The sequence below is a fragment of the Sulfitobacter sp. W027 genome, assembly GCF_025143985.1.
Lineage (GTDB): Bacteria > Pseudomonadota > Alphaproteobacteria > Rhodobacterales > Rhodobacteraceae > Sulfitobacter.
Genome location: NZ_CP083564.1, coordinates 1,249,998 through 1,266,108, shown reverse-complemented (window position 1 = coordinate 1,266,108; position 16,111 = coordinate 1,249,998). Strand labels below are relative to the sequence as shown.

14 protein-coding genes and 4 tRNA genes are annotated in these 16,111 nt (G+C 60.1%); 9 read left to right on the top strand and 9 right to left on the bottom strand.

Features of this window, described 5'->3' with window-relative positions; translation table 11 throughout:
* Positions 1-11 precede the first annotated feature (11 nt).
* The 9 genes from K3759_RS06260 to tgt all read right to left on the bottom strand — a co-directional run bounded on the left by K3759_RS06260 (position 12) and on the right by tgt (position 7,729).
* Positions 12-88, bottom strand: a tRNA-Asp gene (locus K3759_RS06260).
* A gap of 150 nt (positions 89-238) precedes the next feature.
* A tRNA-Asp gene (locus K3759_RS06255) sits at positions 239-315 on the bottom strand.
* A 765-nt stretch (positions 316-1,080) separates the two neighbouring features.
* Positions 1,081-1,156 (bottom strand) — tRNA-Val (locus K3759_RS06250).
* A gap of 41 nt (positions 1,157-1,197) precedes the next feature.
* Positions 1,198-1,767, bottom strand: coding sequence for a histidine phosphatase family protein (locus tag K3759_RS06245; protein WP_259985021.1), 570 nt, complete (start codon positions 1,765-1,767; stop codon positions 1,198-1,200).
* Positions 1,764-2,345 (bottom strand): histidine phosphatase family protein, encoded by a 582-nt coding sequence (locus K3759_RS06240; protein ID WP_259985019.1) that lies wholly within the window; start codon positions 2,343-2,345, stop codon positions 1,764-1,766. The genes K3759_RS06245 and K3759_RS06240 overlap by 4 nt, the downstream gene beginning before the upstream one ends.
* A gap of 182 nt (positions 2,346-2,527) precedes the next feature.
* Positions 2,528-2,602, bottom strand: a tRNA-Val gene (locus K3759_RS06235).
* A 150-nt stretch (positions 2,603-2,752) separates the two neighbouring features.
* Positions 2,753-5,164, bottom strand: coding sequence for an endopeptidase La (gene lon, locus K3759_RS06230; RefSeq protein ID WP_259985017.1), 2,412 nt, complete (start codon positions 5,162-5,164; stop codon positions 2,753-2,755).
* A gap of 233 nt (positions 5,165-5,397) precedes the next feature.
* Complete coding sequence (locus K3759_RS06225; protein WP_259985015.1) at positions 5,398-6,492, bottom strand: alkene reductase; 1,095 nt, start codon at positions 6,490-6,492, stop codon at positions 5,398-5,400.
* Between the two features lie 109 nt (positions 6,493-6,601).
* Positions 6,602-7,729 carry a tRNA guanosine(34) transglycosylase Tgt gene (gene tgt / locus K3759_RS06220; RefSeq protein WP_259985013.1) on the bottom strand — a complete coding sequence of 376 codons (1,128 nt, stop codon included), beginning with the start codon at positions 7,727-7,729 and terminating at the stop codon, positions 6,602-6,604.
* 128 nt (positions 7,730-7,857) lie between these two features.
* Between tgt and K3759_RS06215 the strand changes: the two genes are divergently transcribed.
* The 9 genes from K3759_RS06215 to K3759_RS06175 all read left to right on the top strand — a co-directional run bounded on the left by K3759_RS06215 (position 7,858) and on the right by K3759_RS06175 (position 16,059).
* The gene (locus K3759_RS06215; protein ID WP_259985575.1) at positions 7,858-8,736 is read left to right on the top strand and encodes an SPFH domain-containing protein; all 879 of its coding nucleotides are present in this window, start codon (positions 7,858-7,860) and stop codon (positions 8,734-8,736) included.
* Positions 8,736-9,011, top strand: a complete 276-nt coding sequence (locus K3759_RS06210; protein WP_259985011.1) for an NfeD family protein — start codon at positions 8,736-8,738, stop codon at positions 9,009-9,011. Before K3759_RS06215 ends, K3759_RS06210 begins: the two co-directional genes overlap by 1 nt.
* Positions 9,012-9,149: 138 nt before the next feature.
* The gene (locus K3759_RS06205; protein ID WP_259985009.1) at positions 9,150-10,775 is read left to right on the top strand and encodes a mechanosensitive ion channel family protein; all 1,626 of its coding nucleotides are present in this window, start codon (positions 9,150-9,152) and stop codon (positions 10,773-10,775) included.
* Positions 10,776-10,843: 68 nt separating this feature from the next.
* A complete protein-coding gene (gene rimK, locus K3759_RS06200; protein ID WP_259985007.1) occupies positions 10,844-12,226 on the top strand; it encodes a 30S ribosomal protein S6--L-glutamate ligase in 1,383 nt (460 codons plus the stop codon).
* Positions 12,227-12,318: 92 nt separating this feature from the next.
* Positions 12,319-12,681, top strand: a complete 363-nt coding sequence (locus K3759_RS06195) for an SUF system Fe-S cluster assembly protein (protein ID WP_259985005.1) — start codon at positions 12,319-12,321, stop codon at positions 12,679-12,681.
* A gap of 186 nt (positions 12,682-12,867) precedes the next feature.
* Positions 12,868-14,079 carry a glycerophosphodiester phosphodiesterase family protein gene (locus tag K3759_RS06190; RefSeq protein ID WP_259985003.1) on the top strand — a complete coding sequence of 404 codons (1,212 nt, stop codon included), beginning with the start codon at positions 12,868-12,870 and terminating at the stop codon, positions 14,077-14,079.
* A gap of 117 nt (positions 14,080-14,196) precedes the next feature.
* On the top strand, positions 14,197-14,802 hold the full coding sequence (locus K3759_RS06185; protein ID WP_243262791.1) for a hypothetical protein: 606 nt from the start codon (positions 14,197-14,199) through the stop codon (positions 14,800-14,802).
* 126 nt (positions 14,803-14,928) lie between these two features.
* Positions 14,929-15,642, top strand: coding sequence for a DUF3307 domain-containing protein (locus K3759_RS06180; RefSeq protein WP_259985000.1), 714 nt, complete (start codon positions 14,929-14,931; stop codon positions 15,640-15,642).
* A gap of 54 nt (positions 15,643-15,696) precedes the next feature.
* Complete coding sequence (locus K3759_RS06175) at positions 15,697-16,059, top strand: iron-sulfur cluster assembly accessory protein (RefSeq protein ID WP_067265014.1); 363 nt, start codon at positions 15,697-15,699, stop codon at positions 16,057-16,059.
* Positions 16,060-16,111: the final 52 nt, after the last annotated feature.

Here is a 16,111-nt window from a genome sequence, read left to right as displayed (position 1 = left end):
AAAAGGGAAAGTGGCGCGGTTGACGGGGCTCGAACCCGCGACCCCCGGCGTGACAGGCCGGTACTCTAACCAACTGAGCTACAACCGCGCGATGTGGGCGGAATAGGCCAAGGCGCGAAGAGCGTCAAGCGCATTTGCGCGAGAAAAATCAGCTTTCTGAAAAGTAATTTTCGAGGGGCTTCTGGGGGACTAGAAACGAAAAAAGGGACCTCGAAGAGGTCCCCTTTTCAGGCAGCGGTGGCGCGGTTGACGGGGCTCGAACCCGCGACCCCCGGCGTGACAGGCCGGTACTCTAACCAACTGAGCTACAACCGCCCGCTGCACTCTCCAGGTCGCCCCGGAGCGTTTGGGTGTTCTATGGTGGGGGCGCTCTGCCGTCAAGCGCGGTTTGCTGGAAAATGTGAAATTTTCCTATTGCTGGTTTGGGCGGCGGTTTGGGGCGTTGGATTGGTAGGATTGGGCGGACAATCCGAGGCGGGTCTGAAAGCTGTTTTGAGGCAGTATCGACCGAGAAAGGATGGGTTCCATAAGAGTGGTTAAGCCCGCTAGCCAAGCTGACAGTAGAGCGGCTCGCCCTCGGTCTATTGAAACGGATTAATTGATGCAGCAGGGGAAAAGGTGGGTCGTGAGAGGCTCGAACTCCCGACCCAGATTGGCCGTAAAGCGGACGAGCGTCGGTCGGGCTCACCCCTGCGGCAAAACGCTATGAAACGAACGAAACCTAGGGGAAGGTGGTGGGTCGTGAGAGGCTCGAACTCCCGACCCAGATTGGCCGCAAAGCGGACGAGCGTCGATCGGGCTCACCCCTGCGGCAAAACGCTATGAAACGAACGAAACCTAGGGGAAGGTGGTGGGTCGTGAGAGGCTCGAACTCCCGACCCAGATTGGCCGCAAAGCGGACGAGCGTCGGTCGGGCTCACCGCTCCGGCAAAACGCTATGAAACGAACGAAACCTAGGGGAAGGTGGTGGGTCGTGAGAGGCTCGAACTCCCGACCCAGATTGGCCGCAAAGCGGACGAGCGTCGGTCGGGCTCACCGCTGCGGCAAAACGCTATGAAACGAACGAAACCTAGGGGAAGGTGGTGGGTCGTGAGAGGCTCGAACTCCCGACATCTTCGGTGTAAACGAAGCGCTCTACCAACTGAGCTAACGACCCGACTTGGACCTCATAGCGCAAGGTGGGGGCGGGCTTCAACCCTATAATGTCAGCCTTTTTTGCTGACCGTTCTCTAGCCGGAATACCACCCCCTGACCGCCCTGCATATCCCGCAGTGCACTCGGCGCGCGGCCCATTAAAATAAGGCGCAGCATGCGCGAGGTAATGCCATGGGTCACCAGCACATGAGGACCTGTCAGAGCGTCAAGAAAGCTGCGGCAACGTTGGTAAAGTGCGGCGAATCCTTCCCCCTCTGGGGCATGTTCGTAAAGGTCATAGGAATCACGCGCAGCAGGTGTTTGGTGCAGCAAAGTATCGCGCGTCTCACCCGCCCAAGCGCCGATGCCGATTTCACCCAAGCGCATATCCGTCGCGACCTCCAGCCCAAGCCCGGCCAACGCAATCTCAGCCGTGGTGACCGCCCGTCCCTGCGGGCTGGTGAGCGCCGAAAACCCTGCCAGATCACACCGCTGGAGGATCGTATTCTGCGCCGCCGCCTGCGCGCGCCCGGTTTCCGTCAGGGGGGAATCAAAATGCCCCTGCAGCCGGTTGGCGAGGTTCCATTCCGTCTCACCATGGCGGAGGATAAAGACCGTTGGATAGCGGCTCATGGTGCGGCTTCCAAGATCGTCTCCGTGCCGCCCTCCAGCAGGTAGACACAGCCCTGCCGATTGCTGAGCCGCCCGGCATTCGCCAAGTCGACGCCACAAACCGCAGCCCGCAACACCTGCCCCCAAAGGCCATGGGCAACCAAAACGGTGGGCGCGGTCAGACTGTCAAGCAGCCCCCCGATGCGGGCGTGAAAGGCGGGCACCCCCTCCCCGCCCGGTGCGGCGCCGTAGATGTCCAAGGGAGCCGGGTCGCGGGCAGCGAGGGCCGGGTTCGCGGCAAATATCTCATCGCGGGAAAGCCCTTGCCACTCCCCTGCGTGAATTTCCATCAAACGGTGATCGGAGTGGTAGGACGTACCATTCAGCGCAATTTGCGCCGTCTGCTGCGCGCGACCGAGCGGGGAGACGAGGATATTTGGGTTTTGCGCCAGGATCGGCCCCATTATCCGCGCCTGCTGATGGGCCTCTGCGACGCCCTGATCGGTCAACGGGGAATCGAGATGTCCCTGCAGGCGAAATGCGCGGTTCCATTCGGTTTGCCCGTGACGCAGGAACCAGATTTTAGGCTGTGCTGACATGCTCTCTCCGCCGTTTTGCGCATGGTATAGGGCAGGTGACCGGAGAAGGACCAGCCCCGTGGGGGGATGCGACCACGCGCCGTAGGCCGCACAGGGTCAGAGCGAAATGGGCGGGCCGCTTACGGGCGGGCGTCGGTCAAGGGTCGAAGAACCGACCCGCAGACTGCCAAACCTATGAAAAATGGTGGGTGATAAGAGATTTGAACTCCTGACATCTTCGATGTGAACGAAGCGCTCTACCACTGAGCTAATCACCCTTGCGGGGCGAAGTAGCCAATTGCGGCGGAGCTTGCAAGAGGGTTTGGCGCAAAAATCGGCAGCGGTTTCGGGGAGGCCTGCACCCTTCCCCAATGAAAAACGCGCGCCTCGAAAGGCGCGCGTTGAGGTCTTAGTCCTCGGTCGCAGTCTTAATGCGTGGTGGTCGCGTCCACGCCAGCGGAGCGGGCTTTCATCGCGGCAGCTTCGGCGGCTTCTTGAGCGGCTTCGTCCCAGTCAATTGCCTTCGGCTTGCTGACCAGCGCATGTTCCAACACTTCGGAGACATGGTTCACCGGAATGATGGTCAGCCCTTCTTTGACGTTGTCCGGAATATCCGGCAGGTCTTTCTCGTTCTCCTGCGGGATCAGCACGGTGGTGATACCGCCGCGCAGGGCCGCGAGGAGCTTTTCCTTCAGGCCGCCGATTGGCATCGCGTTACCACGCAGCGAAACCTCGCCTGTCATGGCAATGTCACGCCGCACGGGGATCTGCGTCAGCACCGACACGATCGAAGTCACCATTGCCAAGCCAGCCGAGGGACCGTCTTTGGGTGTGGCCCCATCAGGCACGTGGACGTGGATGTCCAGCGTGTCGAACTTCGGCGGTTTCACCCCGATCTGCGGGCTGATCGAGCGGACGTAGGAGCTCGCTGCGTCGATGCTTTCCTTCATCACATCGCCCAGCTTACCGGTGGTCTTCATCCGGCCCTTGCCCGGCAGGCGCAGCGCTTCGATTTGCAGCAGCTCGCCACCTACGGAGGTATAGGCCAGCCCGGTCACGACACCGATCTGATCTTTCTCCTCGGCCAGACCGAAGCGGTGTTTCCGCACGCCGAGGAAATCCTCAAGGTTGTCGCCGGTGACGGTGACACTTTCGGCTTCCTTTTTAACGATTTTGGTCAGCGACTTACGCGCCACCTTGGCAATCTCACGCTCAAGGTTCCGCACGCCGGCCTCACGGGTGTAGTAACGGATCATGCCTGTCAGGGCGGAGTCTTCAATTTTGAACTCCTTCTCTTTCAGGCCGTGGTTCTTGATCTGCTTCTGCACCAAATGCTGCTTGGCAATCTCGCGCTTTTCATCCTCGGTGTAGCCGGAAAGCGGGATGATCTCCATCCGATCCAGAAGTGGGCCGGGCATGTTGTAGCTGTTCGAGGTGGTCAGGAACATCACGTTCGACAGGTCATATTCCACTTCGAGATAGTGGTCGACGAAGGTGCCGTTCTGTTCCGGATCAAGCACTTCGAGCATGGCCGAAGCCGGATCGCCCCGGAAGTCCTGCCCCATCTTGTCAATTTCATCTAGCAGGATGAGCGGGTTCGTGGTCTTGGCCTTTTTTAGCGCCTGAATGATCTTGCCGGGCATGGAGCCGATGTAGGTCCGGCGGTGGCCGCGGATCTCGGATTCGTCACGCACGCCGCCGAGCGAGATGCGAATGAACTCGCGTCCCGTGGCCTTGGCGACAGATTTGCCCAAGGAGGTCTTGCCGACGCCCGGAGGGCCGACGAGGCACATGATCGGGCCTTTCATCTTGGTCGAGCGCTGTTGCACGGCCAGATACTCGACGATCCGCTCCTTGACCTTCTCGAGGCCATAGTGATCGTCATCCAGCACCTTCTGCGCCTTGCCCAGGTCTTTCTTAACGCGGGATTTAACGCCCCACGGGATCGACAGCATCCAATCGAGGTAGTTCCGCACCACAGTGGCTTCGGCAGACATCGGGCTCATGTTCTTGAGCTTCTTGATCTCGGCATCGGCCTTTTCGCGGGCTTCCTTGCTCAGCTTGGTCTCAGCGACACGGGCTTCAAGCTCGGCCACTTCGTTCTTGCCGTCTTCGCCGTCGCCTAACTCGTGTTGAATGGCCTTCATCTGCTCATTCAGATAGTATTCACGCTGCGTGCGCTCCATCTGGGATTTGACGCGGGTCTTGATCTTTTTCTCGACCTGCAGCACGGACATTTCGCCCTGCATCAGGCCGTAAACCTTCTCAAGCCGCTCAGAAATGCTGAGCGTCTCCAGCAGGTCCTGCTTCTGCTCAACTTCGATGCCGAGGTGCCCGGCCACGAGATCGGCCAGACGCGCAGGTTCGGCGCTTTCACCAACGGCGGCGAGCGCTTCTTCGGGGACGTTTTTCTTGACCTTGGCGTAGCGTTCGAACTCATCCGCCACGGTGCGCAGCAGCGCCTGTGTGGTGGCCGCATCGCCCGGCATCTCGGTCAGATACTCAGCGCGGGCCTCAAAGAAATTGTCGTTCTCAAGGTATTCGGTGATGCGCACCCGCGCCTGCCCTTCGACCAGCACTTTGACGGTGCCATCGGGCAGTTTCAGCAGTTGCAGCACATTGGCCAACACGCCCGCTTTGAAGATACCGGCGGTGTCGGGATCATCCTCGGCGGGGTCGATCTGGCTCGACAGCAGGATTTGTTTGTCGTCCGCCATCACCTCCTCAAGGGCGCGGACAGATTTTTCGCGGCCAACGAAAAGCGGCACGATCATGTGGGGAAACACGACGATGTCGCGCAGCGGAAGCACCGGGTAGGATGCGTTCAGTGGCTCTAACATGCTCAATTCCTTATCTTAGCAAGACATCCGGGCCCCTGTTATAGGCGGCCTCTGACATCCCCTTTTCTGGACAGGACATGTGTGCATCCTATCCGCCTGTTTCAATCCCTTGCGGGGTTTTAAGCCGCCATCATCGCGGTTTGGCGAGGTGGAGGCAAGCGCGGGATTGGCTGTTTTTAAGCCATTCCCGCGCCGCTTTGCCAAGGAGCGCCGCGCAGACGCCCCCGGATAGGTTAGACCTTGGCCTGTTCCAATGCCGGGTAGTCGGTAAATCCTTCGCGACCGCCACCATAGTAGGTATCGGTGTCCCCCTTGTTCAGCGGCCCGTTCATCTGCCACCGACGCGGCAGATCGGGGTTGGCGATAAAGGGGCGGCCCACTGCGATCAGATCAGCTTTGTCATTGGCCACGGCCTCTAGCGCCATCTCGCGGTCATAGCCGTTGTTGGCCATGTAGGGCCCTTTGAACAACGCGCGCAGGGCGGCGATGCTCTCACCGTCGTCCAGCTTGCGCGAGCCGCCTGTCGCACCTTCGACGAGGTGCAGATAGGACAGGTTGTAGCGGTTCAGCCCTTCGACGACATACTCAAAAGTCTCTTGCGGGTTGGCGTCTTCGATCCCATTGGCGGGCGAGAAGGGCGAGAGCCGCAGGCCCACACGCTCACCACCCCAGACCTTTGTCACGGCATCCAGCACCTCAAACAGCAACCGCGCGCGGTTCTCCACGCTGCCGCCATAGGCATCGTCACGCTTGTTGCTGCCGGTCTTGAGGAATTGATCCAGCAGGTAGCCATTGGCGGCATGCACCTCGATCCCGTCGAAACCGGCTTTCTTTGCCATCTCAGCGGCATGGGCATAGTCGGCAACCAGACGTGGCATCTCATCCAAGTCCAGCGCGCGTGGCTCGGAAGTGTCTTCAAATCCATTGGCGGTGAATGTTTTCACCCCAGCAGCGATGGCCGAAGGCGCGACAGGTTTGGCGCCCTCGGGTTGCAGCGAGGTATGGCTGATCCGGCCCACGTGCCACAGTTGGATCACGATGCGCCCGCCTTCGGAATGCACGGCGTCGGTCACTTTGCGCCATGCGGCGACTTGGCCGTCGGTATGGATGCCGGGGGTTTGGAAGTACCCTTTCCCCTCGGGGCTAATCTGGGTCGCTTCGGTGATGATGATCCCTGCACCGGCGCGTTGGCGGTAGTAATCGACATGCATATCAGAGACTTCGCCGGTCTCATTATCCGCACGGTTGCGGGTCAATGGTGCCATGACCAGACGGTTGTCGGCCACAATCTCACCGGCGGTGAAGGGGGTAAATAGCTTCTCGGTCATATTTGGGCCTTTCCTTGCAATAGACTGTGCAAGGGCACCTAAGACCCGACCGCGTTGCAGCAAGGACCGTCAGCACAATTTCGCGTGAGATTAGCCGCGCGCCCTGCCCTTACAGCGGATCGATATCGCCCTGTTCGCGCCCAGCATGGAAATCCGCCTGCCACTGGGTAAAGCGCCCCGCCGCGATGGCCTCGCGCATGCCGGCCATGATGTCTTGGTAATATTGCAGGTTGTGCCATGTCAGCAGCATCGACGAGATGATCTCTTGGCTGCGGAAGACATGGTGTAGATAGGCCCGCGAATAGTTCTGGCAGGCCGGACAACTGCAATTCTCATCCAGCGGGCGCGGGTCATCCATGTGACGCGCGTTTTTGATATTGAGCACGCCCATCCGGGTGAACACCTGCCCTGTACGGCCCGAACGGCTGGGCAATACGCAGTCCATCATATCGATGCCGCGTGCGACGGCGCCCACAATATCGTCCGGCTTGCCCACGCCCATCAGGTAGCGCGGCTTGTCTTCGGGCAGCATGTCGGTGGCGAAATCAAGGGTGGAGAACATCGCCTCCTGCCCCTCACCCACGGCCAGCCCGCCGACCGCGTAGCCGTCAAAGCCGATCTCGCGCAGCGCCTCGGCGCTCTCTTGGCGAAAGTCCTGCTCAAGCCCGCCCTGCTGGATGCCAAAGAGCATATGCCCCGGACGGTCACCGAAAGCGTCGCGGCTGCGCTTGGCCCAGCGCATCGACAGGCGCATGCTTTCGGCAATGCGGGCGCGGTCGGCGGGCAGCGCGGGGCATTCGTCGAAACACATGACGATGTCAGAGCCCAGCAGCTCTTGGATTTCCATTGAGCGTTCGGGCGTGATCTCATGTTTCGAGCCGTCGATGTGGCTCTTGAAGCTCACGCCGCGTTCAGTCAGCTTACGGAGCCCGGCAAGGCTCATAACCTGAAAGCCGCCACTGTCGGTCAGGATCGGCTTGTCCCAATTCATAAACTTATGCAGCCCGCCAAGCTTTGCCACTCGCTCGGCCGTGGGGCGTAGCATTAGGTGATAAGTGTTCCCCAGCAGAATGTCGGCCCCTGTTGAGGCCACGCTTTCAGGCATCATCGCCTTGACCGTCGCCGCGGTGCCCACGGGCATAAAGGCGGGTGTGCGGATCTCGCCACGCGGGGTCTGGATCACGCCGCTGCGTGCCTTGCCGTCCTGCGCGTGTTTGGTGAATCCGGTGCTGGTCATACTCTGGCCCTCTCTGGCTGCGACTGGCGCGATAAACCAGTGGCGAGAAACATGCAATAAAGCTAAAATAGCGATAATTGCCCGAAAATAATATAATTCAAAGGATTACGCCCTTGGAACTCGAAGATATGCTTATCGGCCTTTTAGAGAACAACCTTGCGTGGTTGCTGCTGGCGCTGCTGGTCGTGATCCTGATCTTGAAGTCAGTCAAGATCGTCCCGCAATCCGAACAACATGTCATCGAACGCTTTGGCCGTCTGCGTGCGGTCTTGGGACCGGGGATCAATATGATCGTGCCTTTCATCGACAGCGTGGCGCATAAAATCTCGATCCTTGAGCGTCAGTTGCCCACTGCCAGCCAAGACGCCATCACCCGGGACAACGTGCTGGTGCAGGTCGATACCTCGGTCTTTTACCGCATTACCGAGCCGGAGAAGACCGTTTACCGCATCCGTGACGTGGATAGTGCGATCTCAACCACCGTGGCCGGGATCGTGCGGGCCGAAATCGGCAAGATGGACCTCGACGAGGTGCAGGCCAACCGCAGCCAACTCATTACAACGATCAAATCCAGCGTCGAAGATGCGGTGGACGATTGGGGCATCGAAGTCACCCGCGCCGAAATTTTGGACGTGAACCTTGATGCCGCCACCCGCGCGGCGATGATGCAGCAGCTTAACGCAGAACGCGCCCGCCGGGCGCAGGTGACGGAAGCCGAGGGCAAGAAACGCGCCGTGGAACTGGCGGCAGAGGCCGAGCTTTATGCCTCTGAGCAGACCGCAAAGGCGCGGCGTATTCTGGCCGATGCGGAAGCCTATGCCACACAGGTGGTGGCCACGGCGATCAATGAAAACGGGCTGGAGGCGGCGCAGTATCAGATCGCGTTAAAACAGGTCGATGCGCTCAATGCGATGGGCAAAGGCACGGGCAGCCAAACCATTCTCGTTCCCGCGCAGGCGCTCGAAGCCTTTGGCGATGCCTTCAAACTGCTGAAAGGAAAAAGCTGATGGCCGCTTGGCTGGGACTGTGGTGGATTTGGGTCTGCGCCGCCCTTGCCCTTGGCGTGGTCGAGCTTTTGCTGCCCGGCTCGATCTTCTTGGGCTTTGCCCTTGGCGCGCTCGCTATGGCGGTGGTGGTGGCCTTTTGGGCACCGGCTAATGTAGCCCTGATGTTGGCGCTTTTTGCGGTGCTATCGCTGATCGCTTGGGTGGCACTGAGGGTGCTCTTCAAACGCCAGTCCAGCGGTGCGCGGATCGTCACACGCGATATTAACGAGAACTAAGCGCCTGCAAATGGCCCGAAGAGGCAAGGTGCAGCCTTGAATTGCCGGAACCCCCGCTACATTGCGCTATCCATGCAGCGGCTTGCCTTACTCCCACGCGCTTTTGCGTCTGTATTTCCTCGTTTTTTGGGGGCATTTGTGCTGGCGCTGGCGATGCTGTCTGGGGCGGCTACCGGACAGGCGCAGGAAAAATGGTTTGAAACGACCGAATTGAACCCCGGCCTGCCGTCCCCACCCGAGACGCTGGACCGCGGCACCCCCATGGCCGCGCTGGAAAGTTTCATTTACCTCACGGACAATGGTCACTACTCGGACGCGGCCCACATCCTTGACCTGTCGGACTTACCCCAAGGGGATCAGGCGGTTATCGGCGCCGAACGCGCCTTTCAACTGTCGGTCCTGATGGAGCGAAAGGTCGTCGTGCCTTGGCGCAAGCTGGCAGACCGACCGGACGGTTGGCTCTCTGGCTCGGCTGAGGATAACGACACCGGGCGGGTGCGGCGGTCGCTGCTGATCGACCGGCTGGAACTGGGCGGCCATGATGTGCCCCTGCGGCTCAATCGGATCAAACCCGGAGAGGACGCCGAGCCCGTCTGGGTCTTCTCACGCCAGAGCACCGACAACATTCCCCACCTTCACGCGCAGTACGGGCCGACGGAGCTTGAGACGATGCTGCCCGATTGGCTGCGGATCCGCGCCTTTTGGGGCATGTACCTTTGGGAGGTGCTGTTTCTGCCGCTGTTGTTGGTGGCGGCCCTGACGGCAGGCTGGTTCGCCTTTGGCTTTATGCGTCGTCTGGGCGAAGTGGCCAAGCGTCGCTGGATGCGCTTTGTACTACGTTCCTTCCGTTGGCCCGCCGCCATCGTGCTTTGCGCCGCAATCATCGGCACGGCCACCAGCCGGGTGTTGGTGGTCTCCGGTTTCATTGACGCGGTTCTCAGCCCCATTCTGCTGATCGCCTATGTGACCGCCGCGACCCTCGCCATTGTCTTTACCTTTGACGAGATTTTCGACCGGATCAGCCCTAACAACGCCTATGAGCTGGCCGACCCGATGAACGCGCATATGCGCTCCATCGCGACCACGATCGCCGCCGCTCGCAAAGGGGTGATCGTGATTGCCGTGCTGGTGGCCTCTGGCGTGATCTTGGTTTCGAGCAATGCGGACAACACCCTTGGCCTGTCGCTGCTGGCCTCTGCCGGTGCGGTGACCATCGTGCTGGGTTTCGCCGCGCGTGAGGTTCTGGGCAACATCCTTGCCTCTATCCAGATCGCGCTGAACCGCTCCGCCCGGATCGGGGACCAACTGATCTTTGAAGGGCATTTCTGCACTGTCGAGCGCATCCACTTTACCTATGTGCAGCTGCTGAACTGGAACGGCACGCGCCTGATCGTTCCGGTTAGCTATTTCGTCTCCGACGCCTTTGAGAACTGGTCGATTGAGGATCACGCCATGATCCGCCCCATCATTCTAACCCTGTCGCAAAACGCCGATGTTGCCGCCCTGCGCCGGGTGTTCTTTGACCTTTTGGCCCGCGAAGACCCCAATGACGTCAAACCGATGGACAAGGCCAAGGTCCATGTGCTTGAGCAAGACGCGTTCGGGATCAAGGTGCGCTTTGAACTGCCCACCGACAATGCGGCGACATTCTGGGATATCGAATGCCGGGTGCGCGAAGAGCTCCTCGCCGCTGCGGCGCGGATGGAGAAAGAAGACGACGTCCGCATGTTGCCCCCCGCGCCTGCAGATATGGGCAAACCGTAACACAGCACCGCTTGAAGCGATCCCTGCCGCAGGTTAGGCAGGCAGACCAATGACCCAAGGAGCAGGTAATGGAAAAACTCACATTCGGCTGGGAAGAATGGGTCGCCCTGCCCGATCTTGGCCTGCCCGCGATCAAAGCCAAAGTAGACACTGGCGCGCGCACCTCAGCGCTGCATGCCCATGATATTGAGGTCTTTGGCCCCGCGTCCAAGCCCAAGGTCCGCTTTAACGTGCACCCGATCTCGGGCCGCGAAGATATCTCCATCACCTGTTCGGCGCCGATCATCGACCGGCGCGAGGTGACCTCCTCCAACGGCGAATCCGAGCATCGTTTCGTGATTGCCACAACCTTGGAAGTGAACGGCCAAAGCTGGCCCATCGACGTCACCCTGACCAACCGCGCGGGCATGACAAGCCGCATGTTGCTGGGCCGTCAGGCGCTGACGGAACACATCAACATCTCCGCGACCGAGCGGCGTTTGCAGCCTGATCTGAATTATGACGTCTACCACACCGCGAGCCTGCGCCACACCGCGCCGCAGCGCGCGCTGCGCATCGCCGTGTTAAGTCGTGAGGATAACTACTCAACCCGCCGCCTGGTCGAGGTTGGCGAAGCCCGCGGCCATGTGGTTGAGGTCATCGACACCACGCGCTGCTATATGGCAATCAACCAACTGGCCCCCGAAGTGCATTACGACGGCAAGCGCCTGCCGCGTTATGACGCCGTAATTCCGCGCATCGGCGCGTCGATCACCCCCTATGGCACCGCCGTGATCCGCCAGTTCGAGACGATCGGCACCTATTGCGTCAACGGCTCTGCCGGGATCACCGCCAGCCGTGACAAGCTGCACGCGCATCAGGTCTTGGCTGCGAAAAAGATCGGCATGCCGACCACGGCTTTCGCCGCCTCGCCCAAGGACACCTCAAACCTGATGGCGCTGGTGGGCACCGCACCGCTGATCGTGAAGCTGCTGGAATCGACCCAAGGCAAGGGCGTCGTGCTGGCCGAAACCAAAAAGGCCGCCGAGAGTGTGATCGACGCCTTCCGGGGTCTGCGCGCCAACTTCCTCGTGCAGGATTTCGTCAAAGAAGCCGCAGGCGAAGACATCCGCTGCCTCGTGGTGGCCGGCAAGGTCGTCGCCTCCATGAAACGCACCGGGGCGGAGGGCGACTTCCGCTCCAACCTGCACCGGGGCGGTTCGGCCAAAGTGGTGCGGATCTCGAAAGAGGAACGCGACACCGCCGTGCGCGCCGCGCGGGCCTTCAGCCTTGGCATCGCCGGGGTCGACCTGCTGCGCTCGGAAAACGGGCCAAAGGTGCTTGAGGTCAACTCCTCCCCCGGGTTTGAGGGAATTGAGAAGGCGACAAGCAAGGATATCGTCGGTAAGGTCTATGATGAGATCGAAGCCCGCGTGAAGCCGCAGCCTGCGCGGCGTCGCAAAGGGGGATGACGGGGGACCACCCCGCCCTGAGGGTTTCGGGCTACTTTACGCCCCCGCCCGCAATCCCTATATAAAGTGTCGAGAATGATGCGAGGCAAGAGATGACCGAACAGACCCAACCGCTTGAGGGGACGCCGCTGATTGCGCCCTCTTCCACCGACCACCCGCTTTATGAGCAGGTCGTTGAGGCTTGTCGTACGGTCTATGATCCTGAGATCCCGGTAAATATCTACGAGCTGGGGCTGATCTATACCATCGACATCAATGACCAAAACGAAGTCGATATCAAGATGTCGCTGACCGCCCCCGGCTGCCCTGTCGCGGGTGAGATGCCGGGTTGGGTTGCTGATGCTGTCGAACCCATCGCCGGTGTGAAACAGGTCGATGTGGCGCTGGTTTGGGAGCCGCCTTGGGGCATGGATATGATGTCGGACGAGGCGCGGCTCGAACTGGGCTTCATGTAAGCGCCTGTTTTACATAGCGAACGAATAACGCCGTCAATGCAAGACATTGGCGGCGTTTTTTTTGGCTATATCCCGCCGATTACACCCGCCGCTCATTGTTCATTTGACTGACATCACGCCGTCGTGAAACCGTTACAGTGGCACCTCATAGAAGCCCCAGAACTTCATTCACGAACGGATAACATTATGCGCACCCTCGTTTCTCTCGCTGCTTTGGCCCTTGCCCCCGGTATGGCGCTGGCCGATGCCCATGCCGCCGCCACGCCTGTCGAATACGGCCCCCGTCCGGCCTATCTGGTGGATAAGCTTCCCGATGGCGAATTGAAGGACAAGCTGGCCTCCTGCATGGGTCAAGATGCCTCCAAGTCTGATTTGTCCATCGGTCACCGCGGCGCCCCTCTGATGTTTCCCGAACATACCGTGCAATCCAACGTCGCCGCGGCCCGCATGGGCGCTGGCATTCTGGAATGCGACGTGACCTTTACCGCCGATCATGAACTGGTCTGCCGTCACGCGCAGAACGACCTGCACACCACCACCAACATTCTCGTCTCCGATCTGGCCGAGAAATGCACCACCGGCTTTACCGCTGCCTCGGGCGACACGCCCGCCAGCGCCGAATGCCGCACGTCTGACATCACCTTGGCAGAGTTCCGCACCCTCACGCCCAAGATGGACAGCGCCGACAATACCGCCACGACAGCAGAAGACTATCAAGGCGGCGTGGCGAGCTTCCGCACCGAGCTTTACAGCGACAAAGCCGATCTGATGACCCATGCGGAATCGATCGAACTGTTCAAATCCCTCGGTGCCAAATTCACGCCAGAGCTCAAATCCCCCTCCGTAGAGATGCCCCATGACGGCTTCTCTCAAGAAGACTACGCGCAAAAGCTGGTGGATGAATATGTTGCTGCCGGCATCCCCGGATCTGACGTCTGGCCGCAGTCTTTCAATCTCGACGACGTGCTCTACTGGGTTGAGAACACACCCGAATTCGGCAAGCAGGCCGTCTATCTGGTCGAATGGCCCGACGGTTTTGATGAGCAGAACCCAGAAACATGGAAAGAAGATTTCGCCGATCTAAAAGCCAAGGGCGTGAACTACCTCGCTCCATCGCTGAACATGCTGATGACCAACAAGGACGGTGCGATTGCCGCCTCCGATTACGCCATGGCCGCGAAAGAGGCGGGTCTGACCCTGATCGCTTGGACGCTGGAGCGGTCCGGCCCGCTGGCATCCGGTGGCGGTTGGTACTTCCAGTCGGTCAATGACATCGTGAAAGACGACAGCGACTATCTGGTGGCGCTGGATGTGCTGGCCCAAGACGTGGGCGTGGTCGGTGTCTTCTCCGATTGGCCCGCGACCGTGACCTACTACGCGAACTGCATGGGCCTCTGATCCGCCCACTACTTTAGATCGCTTTCAGGGTCGCCCCTCACCGGGCGGCCCTTTTCTTTGGCCGGGCTTGCATGGGTTTCGCCTTCCTGCGACATTGTGCGAAACAAGAGGCAAGCCATGGAAACTTGGGCAATTTTTACCGGCGATATCGTGAAATCCACCGCGATGACACGCGCGGAATTGGACGCGGTTTTTACCCGTCTTGAGGAGGCCGCCGACGCCGTCGCAACGTGGCAAGACCAGCCCACACGTATGACCCGCTTTCGCGGTGACGGCTGGCAAATGGCCGTGACGCCTCAGTTCACCTTTCGCGCGGCCCTCGTCCTGCGCGCCGCCGTGCGCCGTTGTGGCAAGACCGCAGACACGCGTTTCGGGATCGGGCTGGGAGATGCGCATTTCGCCGGCGATGACCTCTCCCGCGCCGATGGGGCGGCGCTGGTCCGTTCCGGCCACGCACTTGATACGATGCCCCGCGCGCGGCGGATGAATGCGCCGGATACCCCGGTCGCCCTGCGTGCAGCTCTCCCCCTTGCCGACCGGATTGTTCGCGGCTGGACGATGCGCCAAGCCGATGTCGCCTATTACATGCTCGCCCCCGAGCCCCCTGTACAAGCCATCCTCGCCCAGCAGTTCGACCTCACCCAGCAAAGCGTGCAGGGCCATGTCGACGCGGCGGGGATTGATGAATTGCGGGAGGTTTGCGACGTACTGGAAGAGCAGTAAACAGCCTTTTCAAGCTGTTACTATCAATTACAGCCAAATAAACCTGTATTTCCTGCAGAGAAAGACCCTTGCCATTGCTCGCTACGGCTTTTCAAATGACCACAACCACCAACAGCCGGAACCTCTATGACCGAACAGGCCATCGCCACCGCCCTCGCTTGCCTGCTCGCCCATCTGCTAGCGGATTTCGTCTTTCAAACCAATGCGATGGTCACCGCCAAACGCAAACCCCAAGTCCTTTTGCTGCATGGGATCATTGTCTTTGCCCTGACGGCACTGGCCCTTGGCGGTAGTCCCATCCCCGCCGCTTTTCTCGCCCTCGCTCATGTCGCGATTGACGCGGTCAAAACCTACGCCGTGCCTGCGCAGCACCGTGAGCGGCTTTGGCCCTATCTCACCGATCAGACCGCGCATCTTGTCACCATCGCCCTCCTTGCCCTCTATCTGCCTGAGGCTTTCGCAAGTGGCATCTGGGCCGCCCATAGCACAACACTTATTCCGCCCGCCCTCTTCCTTGCGGGGTTGATCACCGCCACCCTTGCAGGTGGCCCAGCGGTGGGAGGCCTGATGCTCCCTCACAAAGCGCAGGCCCAGCCCGATGGGCTTGATAATGCGGGCCGTATCATCGGTTTGCTGGAACGCGCGTTGATTTTCCTCATGGTTATGATTGAAGAGCCTGCGGGCATCGGTTTTCTTATCGCGGCAAAATCGATTCTGCGGTTCGACACGGTGAAAAAGAACCAGAAAATCAGCGAATACGTCATTATCGGCACGCTGGCGTCCTTTGGCTGGGCGCTTATCGCGGCCTTCGCCACCAAGGCTGCAATGAATTCCTTCTGACGGCTTGAGATCGCCGCCCCGCACCCTTATCTTGGCGGCATAGGAGAATTTCTGATGTTTGGCATACCCGGCAAGCAAGCCGTCACCATGACCCCCAAAGCTGCTGGCCAGATTGCAAAGTTGATGCAATCGGCGGGCCATGCGGGGCTGCGCATTGGCGTCAAAAAAGGCGGCTGTGCGGGCATGGAATACACCATGGAATATGTCGAAGCGACCGATCCCAACGATGAAGTCGTTGAGCAGGATGGCGCGCGCGTGATGATCGCACCGATGGCGCAGATGTTCCTTTTCGGCACTGAAATCGACTATGAGACAACGCTGCTCGAGTCTGGCTTCAAGTTCCGCAATCCCAATGTGACCGAAGCCTGCGGTTGCGGGGAATCGATTAAATTCGACGAGAGCCTCGGCGCGAAGTAAGCGCGCCGATCTGCCCCGGCCTTGACGAAAGGCCACGGGCCTGCGAACTGAT

Bases quoted from the DNA above. Each gene is read 5' to 3' on its own strand.
- K3759_RS06240 (WP_259985019.1), bottom strand. From the start codon at position 2,345: ATGTCAGCACAGCCTAAAATCTGGTTCCTGCGTCACGGGCAAACCGAA.
- K3759_RS06175 (WP_067265014.1), top strand. From the start codon at position 15,697: ATGTTTGGCATACCCGGCAAGCAAGCCGTCACCATGACCCCCAAAGCT.
- K3759_RS06245 (WP_259985021.1), bottom strand. From the start codon at position 1,767: ATGAGCCGCTATCCAACGGTCTTTATCCTCCGCCATGGTGAGACGGAA.
- K3759_RS06210 (WP_259985011.1), top strand. From the start codon at position 8,736: ATGGCCGCTTGGCTGGGACTGTGGTGGATTTGGGTCTGCGCCGCCCTT.
- K3759_RS06190 (WP_259985003.1), top strand. From the start codon at position 12,868: ATGCGCACCCTCGTTTCTCTCGCTGCTTTGGCCCTTGCCCCCGGTATG.
- lon (WP_259985017.1), bottom strand. From the start codon at position 5,164: ATGTTAGAGCCACTGAACGCATCCTACCCGGTGCTTCCGCTGCGCGAC.
- K3759_RS06180 (WP_259985000.1), top strand. From the start codon at position 14,929: ATGACCGAACAGGCCATCGCCACCGCCCTCGCTTGCCTGCTCGCCCAT.
- K3759_RS06215 (WP_259985575.1), top strand. From the start codon at position 7,858: ATGCTTATCGGCCTTTTAGAGAACAACCTTGCGTGGTTGCTGCTGGCG.
- K3759_RS06185 (WP_243262791.1), top strand. From the start codon at position 14,197: ATGGAAACTTGGGCAATTTTTACCGGCGATATCGTGAAATCCACCGCG.
- K3759_RS06195 (WP_259985005.1), top strand. From the start codon at position 12,319: ATGACCGAACAGACCCAACCGCTTGAGGGGACGCCGCTGATTGCGCCC.
- K3759_RS06225 (WP_259985015.1), bottom strand. From the start codon at position 6,492: ATGACCGAGAAGCTATTTACCCCCTTCACCGCCGGTGAGATTGTGGCC.
- rimK (WP_259985007.1), top strand. From the start codon at position 10,844: ATGGAAAAACTCACATTCGGCTGGGAAGAATGGGTCGCCCTGCCCGAT.
- tgt (WP_259985013.1), bottom strand. From the start codon at position 7,729: ATGACCAGCACCGGATTCACCAAACACGCGCAGGACGGCAAGGCACGC.